At 60.2% G+C, this 23,811-nt stretch carries 23 protein-coding genes; 13 read left to right on the forward strand and 10 right to left on the reverse strand.

Annotated features, from left to right (window positions below):
* Nucleotides 1–28: 28 nt before the first annotated feature.
* The 10 genes from hutH (at nt 29) to mdoH (ending at nt 13,704) form a co-directional block, all read left to right on the forward strand.
* Nucleotides 29–1,561, forward strand: a complete 1,533-nt coding sequence (gene hutH / locus PMI36_RS23535) for a histidine ammonia-lyase (RefSeq protein WP_008068818.1) — start codon at nt 29–31, stop codon at nt 1,559–1,561.
* Between the two features lie 110 nt (nt 1,562–1,671).
* Nucleotides 1,672–3,081 (forward strand): amino acid permease, encoded by a 1,410-nt coding sequence (locus PMI36_RS23530; RefSeq protein ID WP_008068819.1) that lies wholly within the window; start codon nt 1,672–1,674, stop codon nt 3,079–3,081.
* Nucleotides 3,082–3,098: 17 nt separating this feature from the next.
* Nucleotides 3,099–4,304 carry an imidazolonepropionase gene (hutI, locus tag PMI36_RS23525; protein WP_008068820.1) on the forward strand — a complete coding sequence of 402 codons (1,206 nt, stop codon included), beginning with the start codon at nt 3,099–3,101 and terminating at the stop codon, nt 4,302–4,304.
* 10 nt (nt 4,305–4,314) lie between these two features.
* The gene (gene hutG, locus PMI36_RS23520) at nt 4,315–5,118 is read left to right on the forward strand and encodes an N-formylglutamate deformylase (protein ID WP_008068821.1); all 804 of its coding nucleotides are present in this window, start codon (nt 4,315–4,317) and stop codon (nt 5,116–5,118) included.
* 322 nt (nt 5,119–5,440) lie between these two features.
* Nucleotides 5,441–6,388, forward strand: a complete 948-nt coding sequence (locus tag PMI36_RS23515) for a choline ABC transporter substrate-binding protein (RefSeq protein ID WP_032830136.1) — start codon at nt 5,441–5,443, stop codon at nt 6,386–6,388.
* A 185-nt stretch (nt 6,389–6,573) separates the two neighbouring features.
* On the forward strand, nt 6,574–7,503 hold the full coding sequence (locus PMI36_RS23510) for an alpha/beta hydrolase (protein ID WP_008068823.1): 930 nt from the start codon (nt 6,574–6,576) through the stop codon (nt 7,501–7,503).
* 105 nt (nt 7,504–7,608) lie between these two features.
* On the forward strand, nt 7,609–8,580 hold the full coding sequence (gene pip, locus PMI36_RS23505) for a prolyl aminopeptidase (protein ID WP_008068824.1): 972 nt from the start codon (nt 7,609–7,611) through the stop codon (nt 8,578–8,580).
* Complete coding sequence (gene dtd / locus PMI36_RS23500) at nt 8,577–9,014, forward strand: D-aminoacyl-tRNA deacylase (RefSeq protein WP_008068825.1); 438 nt, start codon at nt 8,577–8,579, stop codon at nt 9,012–9,014. The genes pip and dtd overlap by 4 nt, the downstream gene beginning before the upstream one ends.
* A gap of 321 nt (nt 9,015–9,335) precedes the next feature.
* On the forward strand, nt 9,336–11,141 hold the full coding sequence (locus PMI36_RS23495) for a glucan biosynthesis protein G (protein WP_008068827.1): 1,806 nt from the start codon (nt 9,336–9,338) through the stop codon (nt 11,139–11,141).
* The gene (mdoH, locus tag PMI36_RS23490) at nt 11,134–13,704 is read left to right on the forward strand and encodes a glucans biosynthesis glucosyltransferase MdoH (protein WP_008068829.1); all 2,571 of its coding nucleotides are present in this window, start codon (nt 11,134–11,136) and stop codon (nt 13,702–13,704) included. The genes PMI36_RS23495 and mdoH overlap by 8 nt, the downstream gene beginning before the upstream one ends.
* A gap of 142 nt (nt 13,705–13,846) precedes the next feature.
* Here the strand turns inward: mdoH and PMI36_RS23485 are convergent, their stop codons facing one another.
* The 10 genes from PMI36_RS23485 to ubiE form a co-directional block, all read right to left on the reverse strand.
* Nucleotides 13,847–15,763, reverse strand: a complete 1,917-nt coding sequence (locus tag PMI36_RS23485; protein WP_008068831.1) for a methyl-accepting chemotaxis protein — start codon at nt 15,761–15,763, stop codon at nt 13,847–13,849.
* Between the two features lie 219 nt (nt 15,764–15,982).
* The gene (locus tag PMI36_RS23480; protein ID WP_008068832.1) at nt 15,983–16,690 is read right to left on the reverse strand and encodes a 16S rRNA (uracil(1498)-N(3))-methyltransferase; all 708 of its coding nucleotides are present in this window, start codon (nt 16,688–16,690) and stop codon (nt 15,983–15,985) included.
* Nucleotides 16,687–17,481, reverse strand: a complete 795-nt coding sequence (tatC, locus tag PMI36_RS23475) for a twin-arginine translocase subunit TatC (RefSeq protein ID WP_007899282.1) — start codon at nt 17,479–17,481, stop codon at nt 16,687–16,689. Before tatC ends, PMI36_RS23480 begins: the two co-directional genes overlap by 4 nt.
* Entirely contained in the window at nt 17,478–17,903 is a 426-nt protein-coding gene (tatB, locus tag PMI36_RS23470; protein WP_008068833.1) for a Sec-independent protein translocase protein TatB, read from the reverse strand. Before tatB ends, tatC begins: the two co-directional genes overlap by 4 nt.
* 10 nt (nt 17,904–17,913) lie before the next feature.
* The gene (locus PMI36_RS23465) at nt 17,914–18,192 is read right to left on the reverse strand and encodes a twin-arginine translocase TatA/TatE family subunit (RefSeq protein WP_007899280.1); all 279 of its coding nucleotides are present in this window, start codon (nt 18,190–18,192) and stop codon (nt 17,914–17,916) included.
* 24 nt (nt 18,193–18,216) lie between these two features.
* On the reverse strand, nt 18,217–18,549 hold the full coding sequence (locus PMI36_RS23460) for a phosphoribosyl-ATP diphosphatase (RefSeq protein ID WP_007899279.1): 333 nt from the start codon (nt 18,547–18,549) through the stop codon (nt 18,217–18,219).
* Complete coding sequence (hisI, locus tag PMI36_RS23455) at nt 18,542–18,943, reverse strand: phosphoribosyl-AMP cyclohydrolase (protein ID WP_007899278.1); 402 nt, start codon at nt 18,941–18,943, stop codon at nt 18,542–18,544. Before hisI ends, PMI36_RS23460 begins: the two co-directional genes overlap by 8 nt.
* A 79-nt stretch (nt 18,944–19,022) precedes the next feature.
* Nucleotides 19,023–20,627 carry a ubiquinone biosynthesis regulatory protein kinase UbiB gene (gene ubiB, locus PMI36_RS23450; RefSeq protein ID WP_008068834.1) on the reverse strand — a complete coding sequence of 535 codons (1,605 nt, stop codon included), beginning with the start codon at nt 20,625–20,627 and terminating at the stop codon, nt 19,023–19,025.
* Nucleotides 20,624–21,247, reverse strand: coding sequence for a ubiquinone biosynthesis accessory factor UbiJ (locus PMI36_RS23445; RefSeq protein ID WP_008068835.1), 624 nt, complete (start codon nt 21,245–21,247; stop codon nt 20,624–20,626). Before PMI36_RS23445 ends, ubiB begins: the two co-directional genes overlap by 4 nt.
* Complete coding sequence (gene ubiE / locus PMI36_RS23440; RefSeq protein ID WP_008005057.1) at nt 21,247–22,017, reverse strand: bifunctional demethylmenaquinone methyltransferase/2-methoxy-6-polyprenyl-1,4-benzoquinol methylase UbiE; 771 nt, start codon at nt 22,015–22,017, stop codon at nt 21,247–21,249. The genes PMI36_RS23445 and ubiE overlap by 1 nt, the downstream gene beginning before the upstream one ends.
* Nucleotides 22,018–22,172: 155 nt before the next feature.
* Between ubiE and PMI36_RS23435 the strand changes: the two genes are divergently transcribed.
* From PMI36_RS23435 to PMI36_RS23425, 3 genes are all read left to right on the forward strand, one after another.
* Nucleotides 22,173–22,448: a polyhydroxyalkanoic acid system family protein gene (locus PMI36_RS23435; RefSeq protein WP_007899268.1), complete on the forward strand. Its 276-nt coding sequence runs from the start codon at nt 22,173–22,175 to the stop codon at nt 22,446–22,448.
* Between the two features lie 243 nt (nt 22,449–22,691).
* A complete protein-coding gene (locus PMI36_RS23430) occupies nt 22,692–23,114 on the forward strand; it encodes a phasin family protein (protein WP_007899266.1) in 423 nt (140 codons plus the stop codon).
* Nucleotides 23,115–23,124: 10 nt separating this feature from the next.
* Nucleotides 23,125–23,811, forward strand: a 687-nt coding sequence (locus PMI36_RS23425; RefSeq protein ID WP_008068836.1) for a phasin family protein, incomplete at its 3' end; no start/stop codon positions are given.

A 23,811-nucleotide genomic window follows, 5' to 3' on the forward strand; every position in this document is an offset into this window, starting at 1 on the left:
ACAACAAACTCTCAAAAGGAGCATAAAAATGACTGCGCTTAATTTGATTCCCGGCCAACTGAGCCTTGCCCAACTGCGTGATGTTTATCAGCAACCGGTCAAAATCACCCTCGACAACAGTGCCTCGGCCCAGATCGAAGCCAGCGTTGCCTGCGTGGAACAGATCCTCGCCGAGAACCGCACCGCTTATGGCATCAACACCGGTTTCGGCCTGCTGGCCTCGACCCGTATCGCCAGCGAAGACCTGGAAAACCTCCAGCGCTCGCTCGTTTTGTCCCACGCCGCCGGTGTCGGCGAGCCGATCAGCGACGCGCTGGTTCGACTGGTCATGGTGCTCAAGGTTAACAGCCTGAGCCGTGGCTTCTCGGGTATCCGTCGCGTGGTGATCGATGCACTGATCGCCCTGATCAATGCCGAGGTTTACCCGCACATTCCATTGAAAGGTTCGGTCGGTGCATCCGGTGACCTGGCGCCCTTGGCGCACATGTCGCTGGTGCTGCTGGGCGAAGGCAAGGCGCGCTACAAAGGCGAGTGGATGGAAGCCACCGAAGCGCTGAAAGTCGCCGGTCTGGCCCCGTTGACGCTGGCGGCCAAAGAAGGTCTGGCACTGCTCAACGGTACTCAGGTGTCCACCGCTTATGCATTGCGCGGTCTGTTCGAAGGCGAAGACCTGTTCGCCGGTGCCCTGGCCATTGGTGGCATGACGGTTGAAGCGGTATTGGGTTCGCGCTCGCCGTTCGATGCACGCATCCACGCCGCTCGCGGCCAGAAAGGTCAGATCGACGCCGCTGCCGCTTACCGCGATCTGCTGGGCGAGCGCAGCGAAGTGTCCGACTCGCACCAGAACTGCGAAAAGGTCCAGGACCCGTACTCCCTGCGCTGCCAGCCGCAAGTCATGGGTGCTTGCCTGACCCAGTTCCGTCAGGCTGCCGAAGTGTTGGCCATCGAAGCCAACGCCGTTTCCGACAACCCGTTGGTGTTCGCCGCTGAAGGCGATGTGATCTCCGGTGGTAACTTCCACGCCGAACCAGTGGCCATGGCTGCCGACAACATGGCCCTGGCCATCGCCGAAATCGGTTCCCTGAGCGAACGCCGTATTTCGCTGATGATGGACAAGCACATGTCGCAACTGCCGCCGTTCCTGGTGGCCAATGGCGGCGTGAACTCCGGTTTCATGATCGCCCAGGTGACCGCGGCGGCATTGGCCAGCGAGAACAAGGCGCTGTCTCATCCGCACTCGGTGGACAGTCTGCCAACGTCGGCCAACCAGGAAGACCATGTGTCGATGGCCCCGGCTGCCGGCAAGCGTCTGTGGGAAATGGCGGAAAACACGCGTGGTGTTCTGGCAGTGGAGTGGCTGGCGGCGGCTCAAGGCCTCGACCTGCGTGAAGGTCTGAAGACCTCGACGAAACTGGAAAAGGCTCGTGCCATTCTGCGTGCCGAAGTGCCGTTCTATGAGAAGGATCGGTTCTTTGCGCCGGACATCAATGCTGCTAGCGAGCTTCTGGCGACTCGTTGCCTGAACGAGCTGGTTTCGGCGAAGTTGTTGCCTAGCCTGTAATGGCCTCTTCGCGAGCAAGCCCGCTCCCACATTGGATTGCGCTGAACCTGTGGGAGCGAGCCTGCTCACGATTCGATTTTGCGTCGGATAAGAATAATTAAGGACGAGAAATGCAACAGCCAGCAAAGGGTTTGAAACGCGGGCTCTCTGCCCGACATATTCGCTTCATGGCACTGGGGTCGGCGATCGGCACCGGGCTGTTCTACGGTTCTGCCTCGGCCATTCAAATGGCCGGGCCTGCGGTATTGCTTGCTTACCTGATCGGTGGCGCCGCGGTGTTCATGGTCATGCGCGCCCTCGGTGAGATGGCGGTGCACAACCCGGTGGCCGGTTCATTCGGCCAGTACGCCAGCACCTATCTAGGACCGATGGCGGGCTTCATCCTCGGTTGGACCTACGCATTTGAAATGGTCATCGTCGGTATGGCCGACGTCACCGCATTCGGAATTTACATGGGCTTCTGGTTTCCGGAAGTCGATCGCTGGATCTGGGTTCTGGGCATCGTTTCGGTGGTCGGCGGCTTGAACCTGTGCAACGTCAAAGTCTTTGGCGAAATGGAGTTCTGGCTGTCGCTGCTCAAGGTCGCGGCCATCGTCGCGATGATCCTCGGTGGCTTCGGCATCATGCTGTTCGGCATCAGCACGGCCCCCGGTGCCCAGGCGACCGACATCAGCAATCTCTGGAGCCATGGCGGCTTCATGCCCAACGGCGTGGGTGGCCTGATCGCTTCGTTCGCCGTGGTGATGTTTGCGTTTGGCGGCATTGAAATCATCGGCGTAACGGCTGGTGAGGCCAAAGACCCACAGCGCGTGCTGCCCCGGGCGATCAATGCCGTACCGTTGCGTATTTTGTTGTTCTACGTGCTGACGATGCTGGTGCTGATGTCGATCTTCCCGTGGCAGCAGATCGGCAGCCAAGGCAGCCCGTTCGTGCAGATTTTCGACAACCTGGGTATCAGCTCGGCGGCGACCATCCTCAATATCGTGGTGATCTCGGCGGCGGTGTCGGCCATCAACAGTGACATATTCGGCGCGGGTCGCATGATGTATGGCCTGGCTCAGCAAGGGCACGCCCCCAAAGGCTTTGCCCGCTTGTCGCGCAATGGTGTGCCGTGGCTGACAGTGGTGGTGATGAGTAGCGCGCTGCTGCTGGGCGTGTTGCTGAACTACCTGATTCCGGAAAACGTCTTTCTGTTAATCGCCTCCGTTGCGACCTTTGCCACGGTGTGGGTCTGGCTGATGATTCTGTTCACCCAGGTGGCGATGCGTCGCTCCATGAGCGCCGAGCAGGTCGAACAACTGAAGTTCCCGGTGCCGTTCTGGCCCTACGCGCCAATGGCGGCGATTGCTTTCATGCTGTTCATTTTCGGCGTGCTGGGCTATTTCCCGGATACCCAGGCGGCGCTGATCGTCGGCGTGGTCTGGATCGTGTTGCTGGTGCTGGCCTACCTGACCTGGGTGAAACCGGCGGCAGGTCAGGCCGCATTGGTGGCGCGGGACCCTGATTTTTCTCATCGATAACCTAACGGAGGCCACGGATGAAAACTCTCTGGCAACACTGCCACGTCGCAACCATGGCGCAAGGCGCCTACTCGATCATCGAGGATGCGGCCATCGTGACGTCCGGTGCGCACATTGAGTGGATTGGTCCGCGCGGCGAACTGCCGCCGGGCGAATACCCGGCGGTCAATGACCTGAACGGGGCTTGGGTGACACCGGGCCTGATCGACTGCCACACCCATACGGTGTTCGGCGGCAACCGCAGCGGCGAGTTCGAGCAGCGTCTGCAAGGCGTCAGCTACGCGGAAATTGCAGCGGCCGGCGGCGGTATCGCCAGCACCGTGCGCGCCACCCGAGCTGCCAGCGAAGACGAGTTGTTCGCCAGCGCCGCCAAGCGTCTGAAAAGCCTGATGCGCGATGGCGTCACCAGCATCGAAATCAAGTCCGGTTATGGCCTGGACCTGGCCAACGAACGCAAGATGCTTCGGGTCGTTCGTCGTCTCGGCGCCGAACTGCCAGTCAGCGTGCGCAGCACCTGCCTGGCGGCCCACGCCTTGCCGCCGGAATACACAGACCGCGCCGATGCCTACATCGATCACATCTGCACTGAAATGCTCCCGGCCCTGGCTGCCGAAGGGCTGGTGGATGCAGTGGACGCTTTCTGTGAATACCTGGGGTTTTCGCCGGAGCAGGTCGAACGGGTTTTCGTCGCCGCGCAGAACCTCGGTTTGCCGGTGAAGCTGCATGCCGAGCAATTGTCGTCGCTGCACGGTTCGAGCCTGGCGGCGCGTTATCACGCCCTGTCCGCCGATCATCTGGAGTTCATGACCGAAGATGACGCCATTGCCATGGCCAAATCCGGCACCGTCGCGGTATTGCTGCCCGGTGCGTTTTACTTCCTGCGCGAAACCCAATTGCCGCCGATGGAAGCCCTGCGCAAACACGGCGTCAAAATCGCCATCGCCAGCGACCTCAACCCGGGCACTTCGCCGGCGCTGTCGTTGCGCTTGATGCTGAACATGGCCTGCACCTGCTTCCGCATGACCCCGGAGGAGGCCCTGGCTGGCGCGACGATTCATGCCGCCACCGCGCTGGGCATGGCCGAGACTCACGGTTCGCTGGAAGCCGGCAAAGTCGCAGACTTCGTCGCCTGGCAGATTGATCGACCAGCCGACCTGTCGTACTGGCTGGGCGGCGACCTGGAAAAGCGCGTCGTGCGTCACGGCGTCGAAACAAGCGTTTAGGAGAGCAGTTGTGGATAAGGTTCTGAACTTCAAACAAGGCCGCGTGCCGCTGCTGATCAGCATGCCCCACGCCGGCCTGCGCCTGACCCCGGTGGTCGAAGCCGGGTTGATTCCCGACGCGAAAAGCCTGCCGGACACCGACTGGCACATCCCCAGGCTTTACGAATTCGCCGCCGAGCTGGGCGCCAGCACGCTGGCCGCCGAGTACTCGCGATTTGTCATCGACCTGAACCGACCGTCCGATGACAAGCCGTTATATGTCGGCGCCACCACTGGTCTATATCCGGCGACGCTGTTCGATGGCATTCCATTGTTCCGTGAGGGCATGGAGCCGTCGGCTGCAGAGCGGGCGACTTATCTGGAACACATCTGGACGCCGTACCATCGCACCTTGCAGGAAGAGCTGGCGCGACTGAAAGCCGAATTCGGCTATGCGCTGCTGTTCGATGCGCACTCGATCCGCTCGATCATCCCGCACCTGTTCGACGGCAAGCTGCCGGACTTCAACCTCGGCACCTTCAACGGCGCCAGTTGCGATCCACAACTGGCCAGCCAACTGGAAGCCATCTGCGCACGGCATGGCGATTACAGCCATGTGCTGAATGGTCGCTTCAAGGGCGGGCACATCACCCGGCACTACGGTAACCCGGCCGAGAACATCCATGCCGTGCAACTTGAGTTGGGCCAGTGCACGTACATGGAAGAGTTCGAGCCGTTCCGTTATCGCCCGGACCTGGCGGCGCCGACGCAGGTGGTGCTCAGGGAATTGCTGCAAGGGTTGTTGGCGTGGGGCGAAAAGCACTACAGCGCATAACCCTGTGGCGAGCGGGCTTTTGTGGCGAGGGAGCTTGCTCCCGCTCGGCGGCGAAGCCGTCGTAAACCCGGCTGGTCGGGCGTACCTGATAAAACTCGGTTGAATGGTTTGGGGGCTGCTTCGCAACCCAGCGGGAGCAAGCTCCCTCGCCACAGATTGGTGTTCGCCTTGATAACGCATCAGGACAGTCGCCACCGTGCAAATCTCGGTCGCTACAGTTCGCTTTCAGCCTCTCGACGCTGCGTAATGTTCTGGGCACGGTGCACGAAGACACCGGTCCCTGACAATAATCTGCCGCGCGAGAAAGCTCCCTATGACAAGCATCAAAGGTTTGTTCACCCGCTGTCTCTCAATCCTCTGTGGCACTACTCTTCTGAGCGCCAGCGTTTTCGCCAACGACCCCGCTTCCTGCAAGACCGTACGCATGGGCGTGGTCAACTGGACCGACGTCATCGCCACCAGTGGCATGGCTGACGTATTGCTCAACGGCCTCGGCTACGAAAGCAAACAAACCAGTGCCGTGCAGCAAATCATCTTCGCCGGCATCCGCGACAAACGCCTCGATATCTTCCTCGGTTACTGGAAACCGGCGATGGATAAAAACATCGCCCCGTTCGTGGCTGCCAATCAAGTGAAGGTCATGGACAAAGCGAGCCTGGCTGACGCCCAGGCGACGCTTGCTGTTCCTGACTACGTTGCCGCGGCAGGCTTGAAAACCTTCAGTGATATCGCGAAATTCAAAGACCGGCTCGGCGGCAAGATCTACGGCATCGAGCCGGGTAGCGGCGCGAACACCACGATCAAAACCATGATCGAGACCAATCACTTTGGCTTGAAGGACTTCAAACTGATCGAGTCCGGTGAGGCCGGCATGCTTGCCGCCGTTCAGCGGGCGGTCAATCGCAAGGAGTTCGTGGTGTTCGTCGGCTGGACCCCGCATCCGATGAACATCAACATGAATGTCACCTACCTGACCGGCAGCGAAGACGTCTACGGTCCGAACGAGGGAGCGGCGACCGTTTCCACCGTGACCGCGCCGGACTATGCCGAGCGCTGCCCGAACGTGAACCGCCTGCTGGAAAACCTGACCTTTACCGCGGCTCAGGAAAGTCAGTTGATGGTGCCGATCATGGAACGCAAGACACCGCAGGATGTTGCCAAACAGTGGCTGCGTGATCATCCCGAAGATCTTCAGCGCTGGCTGGCAGGTGTCAGCAGTGTTGATGGCAAGGAGGGTGTGGCAACCGTTCAGGCCAGTTTGAAGAACTGACTGGTCGAGCGGGATCACTGTGGCGAGGGGGGCGCAGAACCTGTGGGAGCGTGGCTTGCCCGCGAAGAACGATGACGCGTAATACCTGAAAAAACGCGGTGCATTCTTCGCGGGCAAGCCACGCTCCCACAGGATTTGCGTCGTTCAAATTTTTTGACTTCCTCTATTTGGCTGGCTGCAGGCTCATGGCTCCTTATCCACTCTCTGAACAGATGGTGGCTTTCGTCGAGAAAACCCTCAGCTTCAACAGCGCCGACAGCAGCCTCACCGGTTTGCGTCAGGCTTACAGCGAGATGTGTCGGGCGTTTTCCCCGCCGCATCCTGCGGGGCTTGAGGTGGTCGACTTTCAATTGGCAGGCGTAGCCGTGCGCTCCTGGCAACCACCGCTCACGCCGCCGACCAACGGTTGGCCGTGCATTGTGTACTTGCACGGCGGTGGTTGGGTGGTGGGGGATCTGGACTCCCACGCCTTCATCTGTGCCGAACTGGCGTCGGTGCTCGGCGTGCTGGTGATCGCCGTCGATTATCGGTTGGCGCCGGAGCATCCGTTTCCAGCGGCGTTCGATGACTGCCTGGGTGCCTGGCGCGCGCTGCGTACAGGACCGTTTCGGCTCGACCCTGCACGCACCCTGGTGGTGGGCGACAGCGCTGGCGGCAACCTTGCCGCCGCGTTGTGCCTCGCTTTACGCGATGCCGACGAGCCTATGCCGTGCGCGCAAGTTCTGATCTATCCGGGGCTGGGCGGCGATCACCGATTACCGTCGCGCAGCGAGTGCACCGATGCGCCATTGCTCAGCAGCAGCGACCTGGATTGTTATCACGCGTTGTATTTGGGCGGTAGTCGACAACCGGGTGCCTATGCGATGCCCTTGCTCGCCGACGATTTCAGCGGTCTGCCACCGGCGTTGATCGCCGTGGCGCAGTTCGACCCGCTGCGCGATGACGGCGTGCTTTACGCCGAGCGACTCAACGCAGCTGGCGTGGGCGCAACGCTTTATTACGGGGAAGGACTGGTTCACGGCTGTTTGCGGGCGCGGGGGCAGGTCGCCGAGGTCGACCGGCTCTATGAAACCCTGCTCGGCTATTTGGCTGAGACGACGGCTGACAAACTCTGACGCTGCAAGGGGCATGCTCATTGACGTAATTCGGGTTTATGATGCCGGACGGCAGAATAATAGAAGTCCCCCCAGGGATGACCTCGACCCCTTACGGAGCGCGCAATGCAGACTTTGTACCCGCAGATCAAACCCCACGCCCGGCACGATCTGGCCGTCGATAAAACCCACACGCTGTATGTCGACGAAAGCGGTTCGCCGGAAGGTTTGCCGGTGGTGTTCATCCACGGCGGCCCCGGCGCCGGGTGTGATGCCCAGAGCCGCCGGTATTTTGATCCGAACCTGTATCGCATTGTCACCTTCGACCAGCGTGGTTGCGGTCGCTCCACGCCCCACGCCAGCCTGGAAAACAATACCACCTGGGATCTGGTCGCCGACCTGGAGCGGATTCGCAAGCACCTGGGCATCGACAAATGGGTGCTGTTCGGCGGCTCCTGGGGTTCGACCCTGGCCCTGGCCTACGCACAAACCCACCCGGAACGCGTGCACGGTTTGATTCTGCGCGGGATTTTTCTCTGCCGTCCCCAGGAAATCGAGTGGTTCTACCAGTGTGGCGCCAGTCGTTTGTTTCCCGATTACTGGCAGGACTACATCGCGCCGATCCCGCAGGACGAACGCCATGACTTACTGTCGGCGTTCCACAAACGCCTGGTCGGCAACGATCAGATCGCCCAGATGCACGCGGCCAAGGCCTGGTCCATGTGGGAAGGGCGCACCGCGACCCTGCGGCCGAATCCGCTGGTGGTCGACCGCTTCTCCGAGCCTCAGCGTGCGTTGTCCATCGCCCGTATCGAGTGCCACTACTTCACCAACAATGCTTTCCTCGAGCCGAACCAGTTGATTCGCGACATGGCCAAGATCGCCCACCTGCCCGGCGTCATCGTCCATGGTCGCTACGACGTGATCTGTCCGTTGGACAACGCCTGGGAACTGCATCAGGCCTGGCCGAACAGCGAATTGCAGGTGATTCGCGACGCCGGCCATGCGGCGTCCGAAACAGGTATTACTGATGCCTTGGTACGCGCCGCCGATCTGATGGCCCGTCGTATGCTCGACTTGTCGCCTGACGAAGCATGAAGGGCCTGCTACAACGCGTGCGTGGCGCGCGAGTCGAGGTTGCGGGAGAGGTGGTTGGCGCGATAGATCAGGGGTTGCTGGTGCTGGTGGCGGTCGAGCCCGACGATACGCGGGCCAGCGCCGACAAACTTCTGCATAAACTGCTTAACTATCGAGTATTCAGTGACGCCGAGGGCAAGATGAATCTGTCCCTGGCGGACGTAGGCGGCGGGTTGCTGCTGGTCTCGCAGTTCACCTTGGCCGCCGACACCAAAAACGGGTTGCGCCCAAGTTTTTCGACTGCGGCTCCTCCAGGTTTGGGTGAGGAGCTGTTCGACTATCTAACAGGTAAAGCGAAACAGATGCATGGCACTGTGGCATCAGGTAGATTCGGCGCGGATATGCAGGTGCATCTGGTCAATGATGGCCCGGTAACCTTCCTGTTACAGACGTGAAAGCGCTTAAAACATCTTTTTAAGGGCATTTCGACTGAAAACAGAGGTTTTTCCCGATAAATACTTGGTTCCACCTGATGCGTTGTAACGCGGCCTGCTAGATAATCGCGCGCTACGGGGATCAGCGTTCGTTGGTCCGTTTTGACTTAGGTAGAGACTTGTCCGAGACCTGTTGGGGAATCATTTTGCCCCATAGGAGTCGGAACAATGCTCGCCAACTTGGCAAGAGTCGTTCGCAGGGTCGGTTTTTTTCCACCGCACACCGTGCTGGCACTTTAACTGGCCGTTGGTTTTTTGATCTGTTTTCGGCGAGGGTTGCTCGTGATTGTTAGTCCCTGTAATGCACCAAAATTGTCTGCCAAACGGTTTCGAAGCGCTCTGGTAGCAGGCTCTGCACTGCTCTGCCTGTTCAGCGCCGGTCAACTTTGGGCATTCAATCTGGATGACGTATCGGTCAAGGCAAAAGAGCTGGCCGGGCAAAAATACGAAGCCCCGCGCAGTAACCTGCCGAATGAATTTCGCGAGATGAAATTCGCGGACTATCAAAAAATCCGGTTCCTCACGGAAAAAGCCGAATGGGCGAACCAGAAAACCCCTTTCAAGCTGTCGTTCTATCACCAGGGCATGCACTTCGATACGCCGGTGAAAATCAACGAAATCACGGCCAACACCGTCGAAGAGATCAAATACGACCCAAGTCGTTTCGATTTCGGCGACGTGAAGTTCGATCCTAAAGCCACCGAACAGCTGGGCTATGCCGGTTTCCGTGTGCTGTACCCGATCAACAAGGCCGACAAGCAAGACGAAATCATGACCATGCTTGGCGCGAGCTACTTCCGCGTCATCGGCAAAGGGCAAACCTACGGGCTCTCCGCTCGCGGCATGGCCATTGATACCGCGTTGCCATCCGGCGAAGAGTTCCCGCGCTTCACCGAGTTCTGGATTCAACAGCCCAAACCGGGCGACAAGCACCTGGTGATCTTTGCCCTGCTGGATTCGCCGCGTGCCACCGGTGCCTATCGCCTGACCGTACGTCCAGGCAGCGACACGGTCGTCGACGTCAAGGCCAAGATGTTCCTGCGTGACAAAGTCACCAAGCTCGGCGTTGCGCCGTTGACCAGCATGTTCCTGTTCGGCGCCAACCAGCCGTCGAAAGTGCTGAACTACCGTCGCGAGCTGCACGATTCCAGCGGCCTGTCGATCCATGCCGGCAATGGCGAATGGATCTGGCGCCCACTGAACAATCCGAAACACCTGGCGGTGAGCAACTTCTCGATCGAGAACCCGCGCGGTTTCGGCTTGCTGCAACGTGGCCGTGACTTCAGTCACTACGAAGACCTCGATGACCGCTACGACAAGCGCCCAAGTGCCTGGATCGAACCGAAAGGCGATTGGGGCAAAGGCTCCGTCGATCTGGTAGAGATTCCTACGGCCGACGAAACCAACGACAATATTGTCGCTTTCTGGAGTCCGGAAAAACTGCCTGAGCCTGGCCAGTCCCTGGACGTTGCCTACCGCATGCACTGGACTCTCGACGAAGCCTCCCTGCATTCGCCGGACAGCGCCTGGGTTCAACAGACCTTGCGTTCCACAGGTGACGTCAAGCAGTCGAACCTGATTCGTCAACCGGACGGCAGCGTAGCCTATCTGGTGGATTTCCAAGGCCCGTCCCTGCAAGTCCTGCCGGAAGATGCTGAAGTGCGCAGCCAGGTGAGCGTTGGCGACAACGCAGAACTGGTCGAGAACAGCGTCCGTTACAACCCTGAAACCAAGGGCTGGCGCCTGACTTTGCGGATGAAGATCAAGGATCCGAGCAAGGCCACCGAAATGCGCGCTGCGCTGGTCAAGACCATCACGCCTGCCGAGGCACTCAAGACCGCGGCACCAGCGTCCAGTTCTTCCGTTGCCAAGGCCGACAAGATCGCCGCCCGCCAGCAAGAGAAGAAGGACAAGGAAGCCAAGCAGGCTGAAGCACAAGCCCAGCAAGTCAAGGACACCAAGGACAAGGACAACAAAGACGCCAAGCAGCCTGTTGCTGCCGAAGCGGCCCCAGCCACAACGGAATCGGCACCGACTGAACAAGTCCTGACCGAGACCTGGAGCTATCAGTTGCCCGCCGATGAGTAATTCACAAGTACAGCCACAATCGCTTGCCGAGTACCTGGCGCATTTGCCGATGAGCGACGAGCAGCGCGCGGAACTCGCGGGCTGCAAGTCTTTCAGTGAACTGCACGAACGTCTGTCGTCCTCGACGTTCGACGCGCCGACCGAGGCTGCTCAAGCCTCGGTTGGCCGGCGCCTGACCCTGAACTCCGCGGAAGAACTGGCGGATGCGGAAATGCTGGTGCTCGACGCCAGTGGTCGGGTTTGCCTGAAGGCAACCCCACCGATCCGTCGGACCAAAGTCGTGCCCGAGCCGTGGCGCACCAACATTCTGGTGCGTGGCTGGCGTCGGCTGACCGGTCGCACCAATCCGCCGGCGCCGCCGAAAGATGAGAACGTGCTGCCGGCGGCTCGCTGGCGCACCGTCGGTTCGATCCGCCGCTACATTCTTCTGGTGCTGATGCTCGGTCAGACGATCGTCGCCGGCTGGTACATGAAAGGCATCATGCCGTACCAGGGCTGGTCGTTCGTCGATCTTGAAGAAGTCCTGCATCAACCTCTGACCCAAACCGCCACGCAAGTGCTGCCATATGCCTTGCAAACCAGCATTCTGATTATGTTCGGGATTCTGTTCTGCTGGGTCTCGGCCGGTTTCTGGACTGCGCTGATGGGCTTCCTCGAGTTGATCACCGGCCGTGACAAGTACCGCATTTCCGGCGCCAGCGCCGGCAATGAGCCGATCGCCAAGGACGCACGCACCGCACTGGTGATGCCGATCTGCAACGAAGACGTGCCGCGGGTGTTCGCCGGTTTGCGGGCGACCTTCGAATCGGTGGCGGCCTCGGGTAACCTGGATCGCTTCGACTTTTTCGTACTCAGCGACAGTAACGACGCCGATATCTGCGTTGCCGAGCAGCAGGCCTGGCTGGACGTCTGCCGTGAAGCCAAGGGCTTTGGCAAGATCTTCTATCGCCGCCGCCGTCGCCGCGTAAAGCGTAAAAGCGGCAACCTCGACGACTTCTGCCGTCGTTGGGGTGGTGACTACAAGTACATGGTCGTACTCGACGCCGACAGCGTGATGAGCGGCGAATGCCTGAGCAGTCTGGTGCGCCTGATGGAAGCCACGCCGGACGCCGGGATCATCCAGACCGCGCCGCGTGCGTCGGGCATGGACACCCTTTATGCGCGTATGCAGCAGTTCGCCACGCGTGTGTATGGTCCGTTGTTCACCGCCGGTCTGCACTTCTGGCAGTTGGGCGAATCCCACTATTGGGGTCACAACGCGATCATCCGCATGAAGCCGTTCATCGAGCACTGCGCCCTGGCGCCGTTGCCCGGTAAAGGCGCGTTTGCCGGTGCGATTCTGTCCCACGACTTCGTCGAAGCTGCGCTGATGCGCCGTGCCGGCTGGGGCGTGTGGATTGCCTACGACTTGCCAGGCAGCTATGAAGAACTGCCGCCGAACCTGCTGGACGAACTCAAGCGTGACCGTCGCTGGTGCCACGGTAACCTGATGAACTTCCGGCTGTTCCTGGTAAAAGGCATGCACCCGGTGCACCGTGCGGTGTTCCTGACCGGCGTGATGTCGTACCTGTCTGCGCCGTTGTGGTTCTTGTTCCTGGTGTTGTCGACGGCCTTGCTGGCGGTCAACACGTTGATGGAGCCGCAGTACTTCCTGGAACCGCGTCAGCTCTATCCACTGTGGCCACAATGGCAGCCGGACAAGGCAATTGCGCTGTTCTCGACGACCATCGTGCTGCTGTTCCTGCCGAAGTTGCTGAGCATCATCCTGATCTGGACCAAAGGCGCGAAAGAGTTTGGTGGCAAGTTCAAGGTGACGCTGTCGATGCTGCTGGAGATGTTGTTTTCCATGCTGCTGGCGCCGGTGCGGATGATCTTCCACACCCGTTTCGTACTCGCCGCGTTCCTCGGCTGGGCCGCGACCTGGAACTCGCCGCAACGTGACGATGACTCCACGCCGTGGAGCGAAGCGGTCAAGCGCCACGGCCCGCAAACCTTGCTGGGCTTCTTCTGGGCCCTGTTGGTGATCTGGCTGAACCCGAGCTTCTTGTGGTGGCTGGTGCCGATCGTCGGTTCGCTGATGTTGTCGATCCCGGTATCGGTGATCTCCAGTCGCGTCGGCCTGGGCCTGAAGTCCCGTGACGAAAGCCTGTTCCTGATTCCTGAGGAATATGCCCCGCCACAGGAATTGCTGGCGACCGATCAGTACACCCACGAAAACCGTTGGCATGCACTGAACGACGGCTTCGTCCGGTCAGTGGTCGATCCTCAGCAGAACGCTTTGGCGTGTGCGTTGGCGACGTCTCGTCACCGTCAGGCCGAGCCGATCGAATGGTTGCGCATCGAGCGGGTTCGCCATGCGATGAAGGTCGGGCCAGCCGGGCTGACCAACAACGAGCGCGTGGCCCTGCTGAGTGATCCGGTGGCACTGGGTCGCTTGCATGAGCAAGTCTGGAACGAAGGCCACGCCGAGTGGCTGCAAGCCTGGCGCACATCGGTGGATGCCGATCCCCATGCGCCGCTGTTGCCGCTCAAGCCTGTGAGCGTTCAGCCTCAGCCGGCATAACGAAAACCCCGCGAAAGCGGGGTTTTTTTGGGCTGATGATCTGACTGAGCACAACTTTGTGTTCGGCGCGGATCCTGTGGGAGCGGGCTTGCCCGCGATTGCATCACCCCGGTTTCAAGCGAGCCGGGATACCCGCATCAGCTCAAACCTTGAACCGCCCCACCAGCATCTGCAAATGCGTCCCCAGCCGCGCCAGCTCGACGCTGGAGGCCGCGGTCTCTTCACTGGCTGCCGAGGTCTGCTCGGACACATCACGCACGTTCAGCACGCTGCGGTTGATCTCTTCAGCCACCGCGCTCTGTTGCTCGGCAGCGGCGGCGATCTGCTGGTTCATTGACTGGATCGCCGACACGGTGCGGGTGATGCTTTCCAGCGAGCCACCGGCGCGGCGGGTCAGTTCGACGCTGCTGTCGGTCAGGCTGCGGCTGTTGTCCATGATGGTCGCGACCTGCTGAGTGCCGGTTTGCAGGCCGACGATCAGCTCTTCGATTTCTTCGGTGGACTTCTGTGTGCGCTGGGCCAGGCTGCGGACTTCGTCGGCGACCACCGCAAAACCGCGCCCGGCTTCACCGGCGCGGGCGGCTTCGATGGCGGCGTTGAGCGCCAGCAGGTTGGTTTGCTGGGCCACGGACTTGATCACATCGAGCACGCTGCCGATCTTGTCGCTTTCGCGTTTCAGATCGCCCATGGCGGCGGTGGAGTTGCCGACTTCGACGGCCAGGCGCTCGATCTGGGCGATGGCTTCGCCGACCACTCTGTCACCCTCGCGGGCTTGTTGGTCGGCGGCGACGGCAGCTTCGGACGCTTCCTCGGCATTGCGCGCGACTTCTTGCACCGTGGCGGTCATTTCGTGCATGGCGGTGGCCACCTGATCGGTCTCGACCTTCTGGCTGTTGACCCCGGCGCTGGTTTGTTCGGTAACGGCGGACAGCTCTTCAGCGGCGCTGGCGATCTGGGTCACGCCGTCGCTGATGCCTCCGATCAGTTCTCGCAGGCCCAGGGTCATGCTTTGCATGGCGCGCTGCAGCTGACCCAGTTCGTCCTGACGTTCGGAAATCAGGTTGTGAGTCAGGTCGCCCGCGGCGACACGCTCAGCCACTTTGAGGGTCTGGCTCAGAGGGATGACGATCTGGCGAGTGATGGCCCAAGCCGCGAATAAACCAAAGGCTGACGCCAGGACGGTGGCCAACAGCAGCATGTTTTTGGCATGTGCCGCATCGGTGTCACGTACGACGGTTTGCGAGGCGGTGAGTTTTTTGCTGGTGTCGAACAGAATGTCGCCTTGCGCGCTCATACGCTTGAAGGCTGCAGCGCTGGCGACTTGGGAGTCGCGGAACTGGCTGACAGCCGCGCGATAGGCTTTGAGCGAGTCGGTCGCCTGTTGCAGGTTGGCGATGTGTTGTTCCGGCAGTTGAGACGGCAGGCTTTCGAGGTTTTTCAGAGCATTGCCGATGGCGTCCAGCGCTGGCTGCTCGGCTTCGGGCTTGCCGCTATAGGTGTAGCCGCGTACCTGGAAACGCGCTTGCTGGATCAGTTTGCTCAGGTCGATCACGCTGTTGAACTGGGCGACACTGTCGCCTTGCAGCAGGGATTTTTCGACTTCAGCGACCCGGGCCACAGCATTATCGGCAGTGGCGCCCAATTTGCTGCGAGCATCTTCGCGGGTGGCGGTAGCCTGAGTCATATCAGCGAAGGCGCGTTTGTACTCGCTGACGGCGGCAAGTTGTTGATCGACCATTGCCACGTCGGCAGGCTGTTCGACCAGCGTACGGGCGGTTTTCAGGCCGGTATCGAGTTGACCGATCAGCTCGTTGACGGCGCCCGGGCCTTGTTCGCCACGGCGCATGTCGTAATCCAGACGGGCGAGACGCAGGTCTTTGGTCAGCTCATTGAGGCTGGAAATAAACCCTAGCGTATCGCCACGGCTGATCACACCGCTCAGGCCGGTCCAGCCGGTAAAGGTGATCAACAAGGTCAGAAGCAGCACCAGACCGAAGCCAACACCCAGTTTGCGATTGACGCTTACATTTCCCAGTTTCTCGGCTAGCCATCGGTACATGCTGCTACTCCCTCGGACCATTAATTGGTTTTATGGAGACTGTATCGGCCGGCTGGCAGGGATCTGTAGGGGAGTAAACACCTGTGGCGAGGGAGCTTGCTCCCGCTTGGGCGCGAAGCGGCCGGCGCTTTTTACCAGCAAGACCGCATTCACCGGTTTTACGACTGCTTCGCAGCCGAGCGGGAGCAAGCTCCCTCGCCACAAGTAGGGTGTTTGACGTTAGAACAGGCGCGAAAGCAGCGCGGTGACGGCGGTTTCGACCCGCAGGATGCGGTCGCCGAGTTGCACCGGTTGCAGGCCGGCCTTGGCCAGCAGGTCGATTTCGTAGGGAATCCAGCCGCCTTCGGGGCCGATGGCCAGGGTCACGGGTTCGTTCAGGCCACGAGGGCAGGGTGGGTAGTTACCGGGATGACCGACCAGGCCGAGGGTGCCTTCGGTAATGGGCGGCAGACGGTCTTCGACAAAGGGCTTGAAGCGTTTCTCGATGACGATTTCCGGCAGCACGCTGTCGCGGGCTTGTTCAAGACCCAGGATCAATTGCTCGCGAATCGCCTCGGGTTCCAGGAACGGGGTTTGCCAGAAGCTCTTCTCGACGCGATAGCTGTTCACCAGCACGATGCGCGGCACGCCCATGGCGGCCACGGTCTGAAACACTCGACGGAGCATTTTCGGTCGTGGCAAAGCCAGCACCAAAGTCAGTGGCAGCTTGGCCGGTGGCGGCTGGTCGAGGGTGACGCGCAACTCGGCTTCATCGGCGTCCAGGCGCAGCAACTCGGCCGAGCCCATCAAACCGCCGATACGCCCGACCCGCAGGCTGTCGCCAACCACCGAGCGATGGACTTCCTGCATGTGGGTCAACCGGCGATCGCGCAGGATCGCCCGGTCGGCCGCAATGAAGTCGGCCTCTTCCAGGAGCAGCAGGTTCACGCTTGGGTCGCTGGCGGCTGGTCGTTGTGATCGTCAGCCGGCTGGTCGTCCGGATGCTCGCCACGCTTGCTGATCAGGCTGCCGAACAGGATGCCGATTTCGAACAGCAACCACATCGGTACAGCCAACAGCGTCTGCGAGAAGATGTCCGGTGGCGTCAGGATCATGCCGACCACGAAGCAGCCGATGATCACGTACGGGCGGATTTTCTTCAGGTAGGCGACGTTGACCACGCCGATCCACACCAGCAGCACCACAGCTACCGGAATCTCGAACGCCACGCCGAAGGCGAAGAACAGCGTCATGACGAAATCAAGGTAGCTGGTGATGTCGGTCATCATTTCCACGCCGGCCGGGGTGGCGGCGGCGAAGAACTTGAAGATCAGCGGGAACACCAGGAAATAGGCGAAGGCCATGCCGGTGTAGAACAGCAGAATGCTGGACACCAGCAACGGCACCGCGATGCGCTTCTCATGCTTGTACAGGCCCGGCGCGATAAAGCCCCAGATCTGGTGCAGGATCACCGGGATCGCCAGGAACAGCGAGACCATCATGGTCAGTTTCAGCGGCGTCAGGAACGGCGACGACACGTCGGTGGCGATCATCGTCGCGCCGGCCGGCAGGTACTGGCGCAGCGGCGTGGAGACGAAGGTGTAGATCTGCTGGGTGAAGGCGAACAGCCCGGCAAAAATGATGAACACCGCCACGACACAACGCAGCAGGCGAGTGCGCAACTCGGTGAGGTGCGAAACCAGCGGCATGTGCTGGTCGTTTTCGGGAAGATCGCTCATGAGGCTCGCGGCGGCAAAGTGGTGTCGTGAGGCGCCGGCGTTGTCGGCGCGGCGGCAGGAGCAACAGGTTCTACTGGAGTAGCAGGTTCAGCGGTTGCAACCACCGGCATAACCTCAGCCGCAGGCGCATGAATCGTCTGCGTCGCCACAGGTTCCACCGGCGTCGGCTCCTGTTGAGTCGGCGTGAAGATCTTCCGCGCCTCCTGCTCCAGGGACAGAATGTGCTCGTTGTGCAGTTGCCGGCGAATCTCGTCGGCACCGATTTCACGTTCAACTTCCTGTTTGATCGCGTTGAAGCTGCGCTTCAGCCGCCCGACCCACAGGCCGGCGGTGCGCGCAGCACCCGGCAGACGCTCGGGGCCCAGCACCAGCAAGGCGACGAGGCCGACGAGCAGCAGTTCAGAGAAGCTGATACCAAACATTAGTCTGTGCTCACACGTCTTTGCGGATCGGCTCTTCGACTTTTTGCGCCTGCACATCAATGGTGTGCGGCGGGTTCACGGACTGTGTGGTCTGTGGCTGAACAGGTGGAACCGGTTGGGCCGGGGTCGCTGTCGGGTCGGCCGGTTTTTCGTCGTCGTTCATGGCTTTACGAAAGCCCTTGATCGACTCGCCCACGTCAGTGCCGAGGTTTTTCAGCTTCTTGGTGCCGAACACCAGCACCACGACAACCAGGATGACGACCCAGTGTTTCCAGTCAAAAATGCCCATGTTGCGTTCCTCTCCAATAGTTGTTCAGGCGGACGGGCGAGAGGCTTTCTCGGCGTGTCCGGACAGACCGAAGCGACGGTCCAGTTCATCGAGCACAGCCTGTGGATGCTGCCCCAGCTGGGCGAGCATGACCATGCTGTGGAACCACAAATCGGCGGTCTCGTAGATCACATCGCTGCAGTCACCGCTGATGGCGGCATCCTTGGCGGCAATGATGGTTTCGACCGACTCTTCGCCGACTTTTTCCAGAATCTTGTTCAAGCCCTTGTGGTACAGGCTGGCGACATACGAGCTGTCGGCGGCGGCGCCTTTGCGCTCTTCCAGCACCTGGGCCAGACGGGTCAACGTGTCACTCATGGGTATGTCCTGCCGAGTAGATAGCGTGCGGGTCTTTCAGAACCGGGTCGACGGTTTTCCAGTCGCCGTTCTCGAAGACGCGGTAGAAGCAGCTCTGACGGCCGGTATGGCAGGCGATGTCGCCGATCTGCTCAACCATCAGGATGATCACGTCAGCGTCACAGTCCAGGCGCATCTCATGCAGGGTTTGCACGTGACCGGACTCTTCGCCCTTGCGCCACAGCTTGCCACGGGAACGTGACCAGTAAATGGCACGGTTCTCGGCAGCGGTCAATTCCAGTGCTTCGCGGTTCATCCAGGCCATCATCAGGACGCGTCCGGTCTTGTGATCCTGGGCAATCGCCGGCACCAGGCCATCGGCGTCCCACTTGATCTCGTCCAGCCAGTTTTTCATCTTCGACTCCGACAGCGGGCTCTACTTCAATAGCTGAACCCAGGCGTTCAAACAGTGTGCCAGCCGATCATCCAACTGGCTATCGGCGAACGACCAGATACAAGCCGACCGCCACCATGATTCCGGCGGGCCAGTGCCCCAGTTCGTTCAACGGGCCTCCGGCGGCGAGTATCGTGCCACCCGCCAGGTGAGCGGTGCCGAGCAACCGCAGGAACCAGTCGTCCTTGCGCTTGTGCCAAGGGGGCGGCGGGTCGTTGGCATGGGGCTGGGACATGCGCTCGAGCAGGTCGCGGGCCATGTTGGCCAGGTGCGGGATCTGCTCGAACTGGCTCTGCACGTTGCCGATCAAGGCTTTGGGGCTGACGCGCTCGCGCATCCAGCGTTCGAGGAACGGCTGGGCGGTGTTCCACAGATCGAGGTCCGGGTACAGCTGACGGCCCAGGCCTTCGATGTTCAACAGGGTTTTTTGCAGCAATACCAACTGCGGCTGCACTTCCATGTTGAAACGTCGAGCGGTCTGGAACAGGCGCATCAGCACCTGGCCGAAGGAAATATCTTTTAACGGTTTTTCGAAGATCGGCTCGCACACGGTACGGATCGCTGCTTCGAATTCGTTGAGTTTGGTTTCCGCCGGCACCCAGCCCGAATCGATGTGCAACTGCGCGACACGCCGGTAATCACGCTTGAAGAACGCGAACAGGTTGCGCGCCAGATAGTCCTGGTCTTCCGGGGTCAGGCTGCCGACGATGCCGCAGTCGATTGCGATGTATTGCGGGCTCCACGGTTGCACGGTGCTGACGAAGATGTTGCCGGGGTGCATGTCGGCATGGAAGAAGCTGTCGCGGAACACTTGGGTGAAGAAGATCTCCACGCCACGCTCGGCGAGCATTTTCATGTCGGTGCGCTGGTCGGCCAGAGTCGCGAGGTCGGTGACCTGAATCCCGTAGATGCGCTCCATCACCAGCACCTTCGGCCGGCACCAGTCCCAATAGACTTGCGGCACATACAGCAGTGGCGAGCCGTCGAAGTTGCGCTTCAACTGGCTGGCGTTAGCCGCCTCGCGCAGCAGGTCGAGTTCGTCGTAGATGGTTTTTTCGTAGTCGCTGACCACGTCCACCGGGTGCAGCAGGCGAGCGTCGGCCGAGAGTTTTTCCGCGGCGCGGGCGAGGATGAACAGCCACGCCAGGTCCTGCGCAATGATCGGTTTCAGGCCCGGGCGGATCACCTTGACCACCACTTCTTCACCGGTTTTCAGCTGCGCGGCATGCACTTGCGCCACCGAAGCCGAGGCCAGCGGTTCGACGTCGAAACGGCTGAAGACTTCACTGATTTTTTTGCCAAGCTGCTCTTCGATCAGCCTGACCGACACCTGCGAATCGAACGGCGGCACCCGGTCTTGCAACTTCATCAGTTCATCGGCGATGTCTTCGGGCAGCAGGTCGCGGCGTGTGGACAGGATTTGACCGAACTTGATGAAAATCGGCCCCAGGTCCTGCAACGCCAGGCGCAGTCGCGCGCCACGGCTCAGGTCCAGCGTCTTGCGCGGAAACCAGCGCCACGGCAAGGCATAGCGCAGCGCCAGCAGAAACCAGGGCAATGGCAGGGCGAACAGCAGGTCATCGAGGCGGTAGCGAATCACAACGCGCTGGATGCGCAACAAACGGCGGACGGCAAGCAGCTTCATGCGTTATCGCTTGGGTCGAGGGATCGGGAAAGGCGCTCGAAACGCGCCTCGAGACGTTCCAGATCGAGCTTGATCTGGTCCAGTTCATTAAAACGGGCGTCAGCTTCGCGCTGACCGACGAGGGCGCGCGATTCTTCGGCCAGGTATTCGCCCAGGTTCTGGTTCAGGCTGGCGAACCCTTGTTGATACCAGCGTGCGCGACTACGCAGGTGACCGCCGAGCAGTTGCGTGGCCACAGGTCCCAGCCAGCGCGAGAGTTCGTACTCCCAGTCCAGCTCAAGGTCCTGAAGGATCGCCGCCAGTTCCAGCAGCACGCCGCTGTCGCCATCGAGTTCGACTTCTGGTGCATGCAGAATCGAAGTCTTGTCCGTGCTCGTTGCCAGTTTCAGCAGGCTTGAGGCCGGTGCGCGCAAGGTGCAGTCGGCGCCGGTTTCCCACTGGGAGGCGAGCATCAGGCCTTCATCGCTGGGCAGGATGAGCACTTGCAGCGCCGGGCTGCGGCAGTCGACGGCAATCACCTTGCCACTCAAATGCGCCAGCCGCGGCAGGGCCGTGCTGTCGAGACGCAGCACCCGGTTCAGGCCGAGTTCAACGCTGGCGAGCAGGCCGGCCAGCAACATCAGGGCTTGATGCCACGGTGCAGGGCGACGATGCCTGCGGTCATGTTGTGATAGGTCACGCGGTCGAAACCGGCCTCGACCATCATCGACTTCAGGGTTTCCTGATTCGGGTGCATGCGGATCGATTCGGCCAGGTAGCGATAGCTTTCCGAATCATTGGTGATCAACTTGCCCATCAACGGCATGAAGGCGAACGAGTAGGCGTCGTAGGCTTTGGACATCAGCGCGTTGGTCGGTTTGGAGAATTCCAGCACCAGCAAACGGCCGCCCGGTTTCAGCACGCGCAACATCGAGCGCAGGGCGTCTTCTTTGTGCGTTACGTTGCGCAGGCCGAAAGCGATGGTTACGCAATCGAAATGGTTGTCCGGGAACGGCAGCTTTTCAGCATCGGCCTGGACGAATTCGACGTTGCCGGACACACCCAGATCCAGCAGGCGGTCACGACCGACCTTGAGCATGGATTCGTTGATGTCGGCCAACACTACCTGACCCGTCGGTCCCACAAGATGCGAGAACTTGCGGGTCAGGTCGCCCGTGCCGCCGGCGATGTCCAGCACGCGGTTACCGGTGCGCACGCCCGACAGCTCGATCGCGAAACGCTTCCACAGACGGTGCATGCCGCCCGACAGGAGGTCGTTCATCAGGTCATACTTGGCGGCTACCGAGTGGAAAACCTCAGCGACTTTTTCCGCTTTCTGGCTTTCCGGAACGTTTTTGAAGCCGAAGTGAGTGGTGGGTTCGGCATCGCTGCCTTTGCGCTGATCAGTCATATCGCTGTCACCAAAAGAGAATGCGGGACATTCTAATCCCGGTGGCCTGCTTTGTCTTGGCAAGGCTGAAGGTAAGATAGGCAACTACCGGGACGTTTTGACGCATGCAGGGTCAAGATGTCTTGAGCAAGTCACAATAAAGCAGGAGTCATTCGATGGCCCGTATTAGTGTTGAGCGTGCCCACGGCCTGGGTAAGGAAGCGGCCCGCGAGAAGGCCGACAAGTTGGCGCAGAAACTGTCCGAACAATATGGCCTGGAGCCGCAGTGGTCCGGTGACACCCTGAATCTCAGGCGCTCGGGTGTAAAAGGGGCGGTGTATGTGGGTGAGGACTCGATCAAGGTCGATGTCGAACTGGGCCTGTTGATGTCTGCCATGAGCGGCACCATCAAATCGGAAATCGAAAGGGCTCTGGATAAAGCGTTGGCATAATCCGGTCGTTGTATGGAACACGATTAATGTGGGAGCGGGCTTGCTCGCGAATGCGGTGTGTCAGTCGACATCAATGCTGAATGACACACCGCATTCGCGAGCAAGCCCGCTCCCACATTTGTTCTGCGGCTACAGGTTTTGTGTCACTTGTTAGGGTGCCGTTTCTAATTATTCTCACTACTTTGTGCCTGAGCCCGACTCTCTGCGGGCAGTTCCTCGACCCTTCTGCGCGTGAGGTGCACCATGGCCAAAGTTATTTTGAAGAAAAAAGTCGACGTTGAGACTAACGCCCTGGGCGACGTCAAATCGTATGCCCGCAAGATCTGGCTCGCTGGCCTGGGTGCTTACACCAAGGTCGGCCAAGAGGGTAGCGAGTACGTTCAAGAGCTGATCAAGGCTGGTCAAGCTGTTGAAAAGAAAGGCAAAAAAGTAGTCACTGAAAAACTTGAAGCGGCCAATGCCGAGATCGATGAAGCCAAGAGTGAAGTGAGCACTTTCAAAGGCAAAGTCGAACTTCAACTCGACAAAGTCGAAAGGGCTTTCGATACACGTATCGCAAGTGCCTTGAATCGTATCGGCATTCCGTCTAAACATGACGTTGAGACACTCTCTGCTAAGCTCGATGAGCTGACGGCATTGCTCGAACGTGTCGCGCGTAAATCTTAAGGAGAACGGGATGGCTGGTAAAAAGAATACTGAAAAAGAAGGCAGCTCGTGGATCGGGAAGGTCGAAGACTACTCCCGCAAGATCTGGCTGGCTGGTTTAGGCGTGTACTCGAAGATCGACACTGACGGCAGCAAGCTCTTCGATACATTGGTTAAGGACGGCGAGAAAGCCGAGAAGCTCACCAAGAGCGCTGTCGGCAAGAAAGTTGATGCCGCCAAGGACTCCGCTTCGTCGGCCAAGTCGCGCATCAGCGGTGTGAAAGATCGTGCACTGGGCAAATGGGATGAGCTGGAAGGGGCTTTCGACAAGCGCCTGAACAGCGCCATTTCGCGCCTGGGTGTACCGAGCCGCAATGAGGTCAAGGCACTGCACAGCAAGGTCGATACTCTGACCAAGCAAATCGAAAAACTCACCGGTGCCAAGGTTGCGCCTGTTGCGGCGAAAACCGCGGCGGCCAAACCAGCAGCCAAAAGCGTAGCCAAACCATTGGCCAAGGCTGCCGCTAAACCGGCAACCAAAACTGCCGCGGCGAAACCTGCAGCTAAAGCGGCCGCCAAACCAGCCGCTAAACCTGCAGTTAAAACCGCAGCAGCCAAACCCGCCGCGGCGAAAAAGCCAGCAGCCAAGAAGCCTGCAGTGAAAAAACCGGCCGCCCCGAAAGCGGCTGCACCGAAACCAGTAGTGGCTGGCGCCAAG

The organism is Pseudomonas sp. GM79 (genome assembly GCF_000282495.1).
Lineage (GTDB): Bacteria > Pseudomonadota > Gammaproteobacteria > Pseudomonadales > Pseudomonadaceae > Aquipseudomonas.

Coding starts and splice junctions, on each gene's coding strand:
- hutH (WP_008068818.1), top strand. CDS start 29: ATGACTGCGCTTAATTTGATTCCCGGCCAACTGAGCCTTGCCCAACTG.
- PMI36_RS23530 (WP_008068819.1), top strand. CDS start 1,672: ATGCAACAGCCAGCAAAGGGTTTGAAACGCGGGCTCTCTGCCCGACAT.
- hutI (WP_008068820.1), top strand. CDS start 3,099: ATGAAAACTCTCTGGCAACACTGCCACGTCGCAACCATGGCGCAAGGC.
- PMI36_RS23510 (WP_008068823.1), top strand. CDS start 6,574: ATGGCTCCTTATCCACTCTCTGAACAGATGGTGGCTTTCGTCGAGAAA.
- pip (WP_008068824.1), top strand. CDS start 7,609: ATGCAGACTTTGTACCCGCAGATCAAACCCCACGCCCGGCACGATCTG.
- dtd (WP_008068825.1), top strand. CDS start 8,577: ATGAAGGGCCTGCTACAACGCGTGCGTGGCGCGCGAGTCGAGGTTGCG.
- mdoH (WP_008068829.1), top strand. CDS start 11,134: ATGAGTAATTCACAAGTACAGCCACAATCGCTTGCCGAGTACCTGGCG.
- PMI36_RS23485 (WP_008068831.1), bottom strand. CDS start 15,763: ATGTACCGATGGCTAGCCGAGAAACTGGGAAATGTAAGCGTCAATCGC.
- tatC (WP_007899282.1), bottom strand. CDS start 17,481: ATGAGCGATCTTCCCGAAAACGACCAGCACATGCCGCTGGTTTCGCAC.
- tatB (WP_008068833.1), bottom strand. CDS start 17,903: ATGTTTGGTATCAGCTTCTCTGAACTGCTGCTCGTCGGCCTCGTCGCC.
- PMI36_RS23465 (WP_007899280.1), bottom strand. CDS start 18,192: ATGGGCATTTTTGACTGGAAACACTGGGTCGTCATCCTGGTTGTCGTG.
- PMI36_RS23460 (WP_007899279.1), bottom strand. CDS start 18,549: ATGAGTGACACGTTGACCCGTCTGGCCCAGGTGCTGGAAGAGCGCAAA.
- hisI (WP_007899278.1), bottom strand. CDS start 18,943: ATGAAAAACTGGCTGGACGAGATCAAGTGGGACGCCGATGGCCTGGTG.
- ubiB (WP_008068834.1), bottom strand. CDS start 20,627: ATGAAGCTGCTTGCCGTCCGCCGTTTGTTGCGCATCCAGCGCGTTGTG.
- PMI36_RS23445 (WP_008068835.1), bottom strand. CDS start 21,247: ATGTTGCTGGCCGGCCTGCTCGCCAGCGTTGAACTCGGCCTGAACCGG.
- ubiE (WP_008005057.1), bottom strand. CDS start 22,017: ATGACTGATCAGCGCAAAGGCAGCGATGCCGAACCCACCACTCACTTC.
- PMI36_RS23435 (WP_007899268.1), top strand. CDS start 22,173: ATGGCCCGTATTAGTGTTGAGCGTGCCCACGGCCTGGGTAAGGAAGCG.
- PMI36_RS23430 (WP_007899266.1), top strand. CDS start 22,692: ATGGCCAAAGTTATTTTGAAGAAAAAAGTCGACGTTGAGACTAACGCC.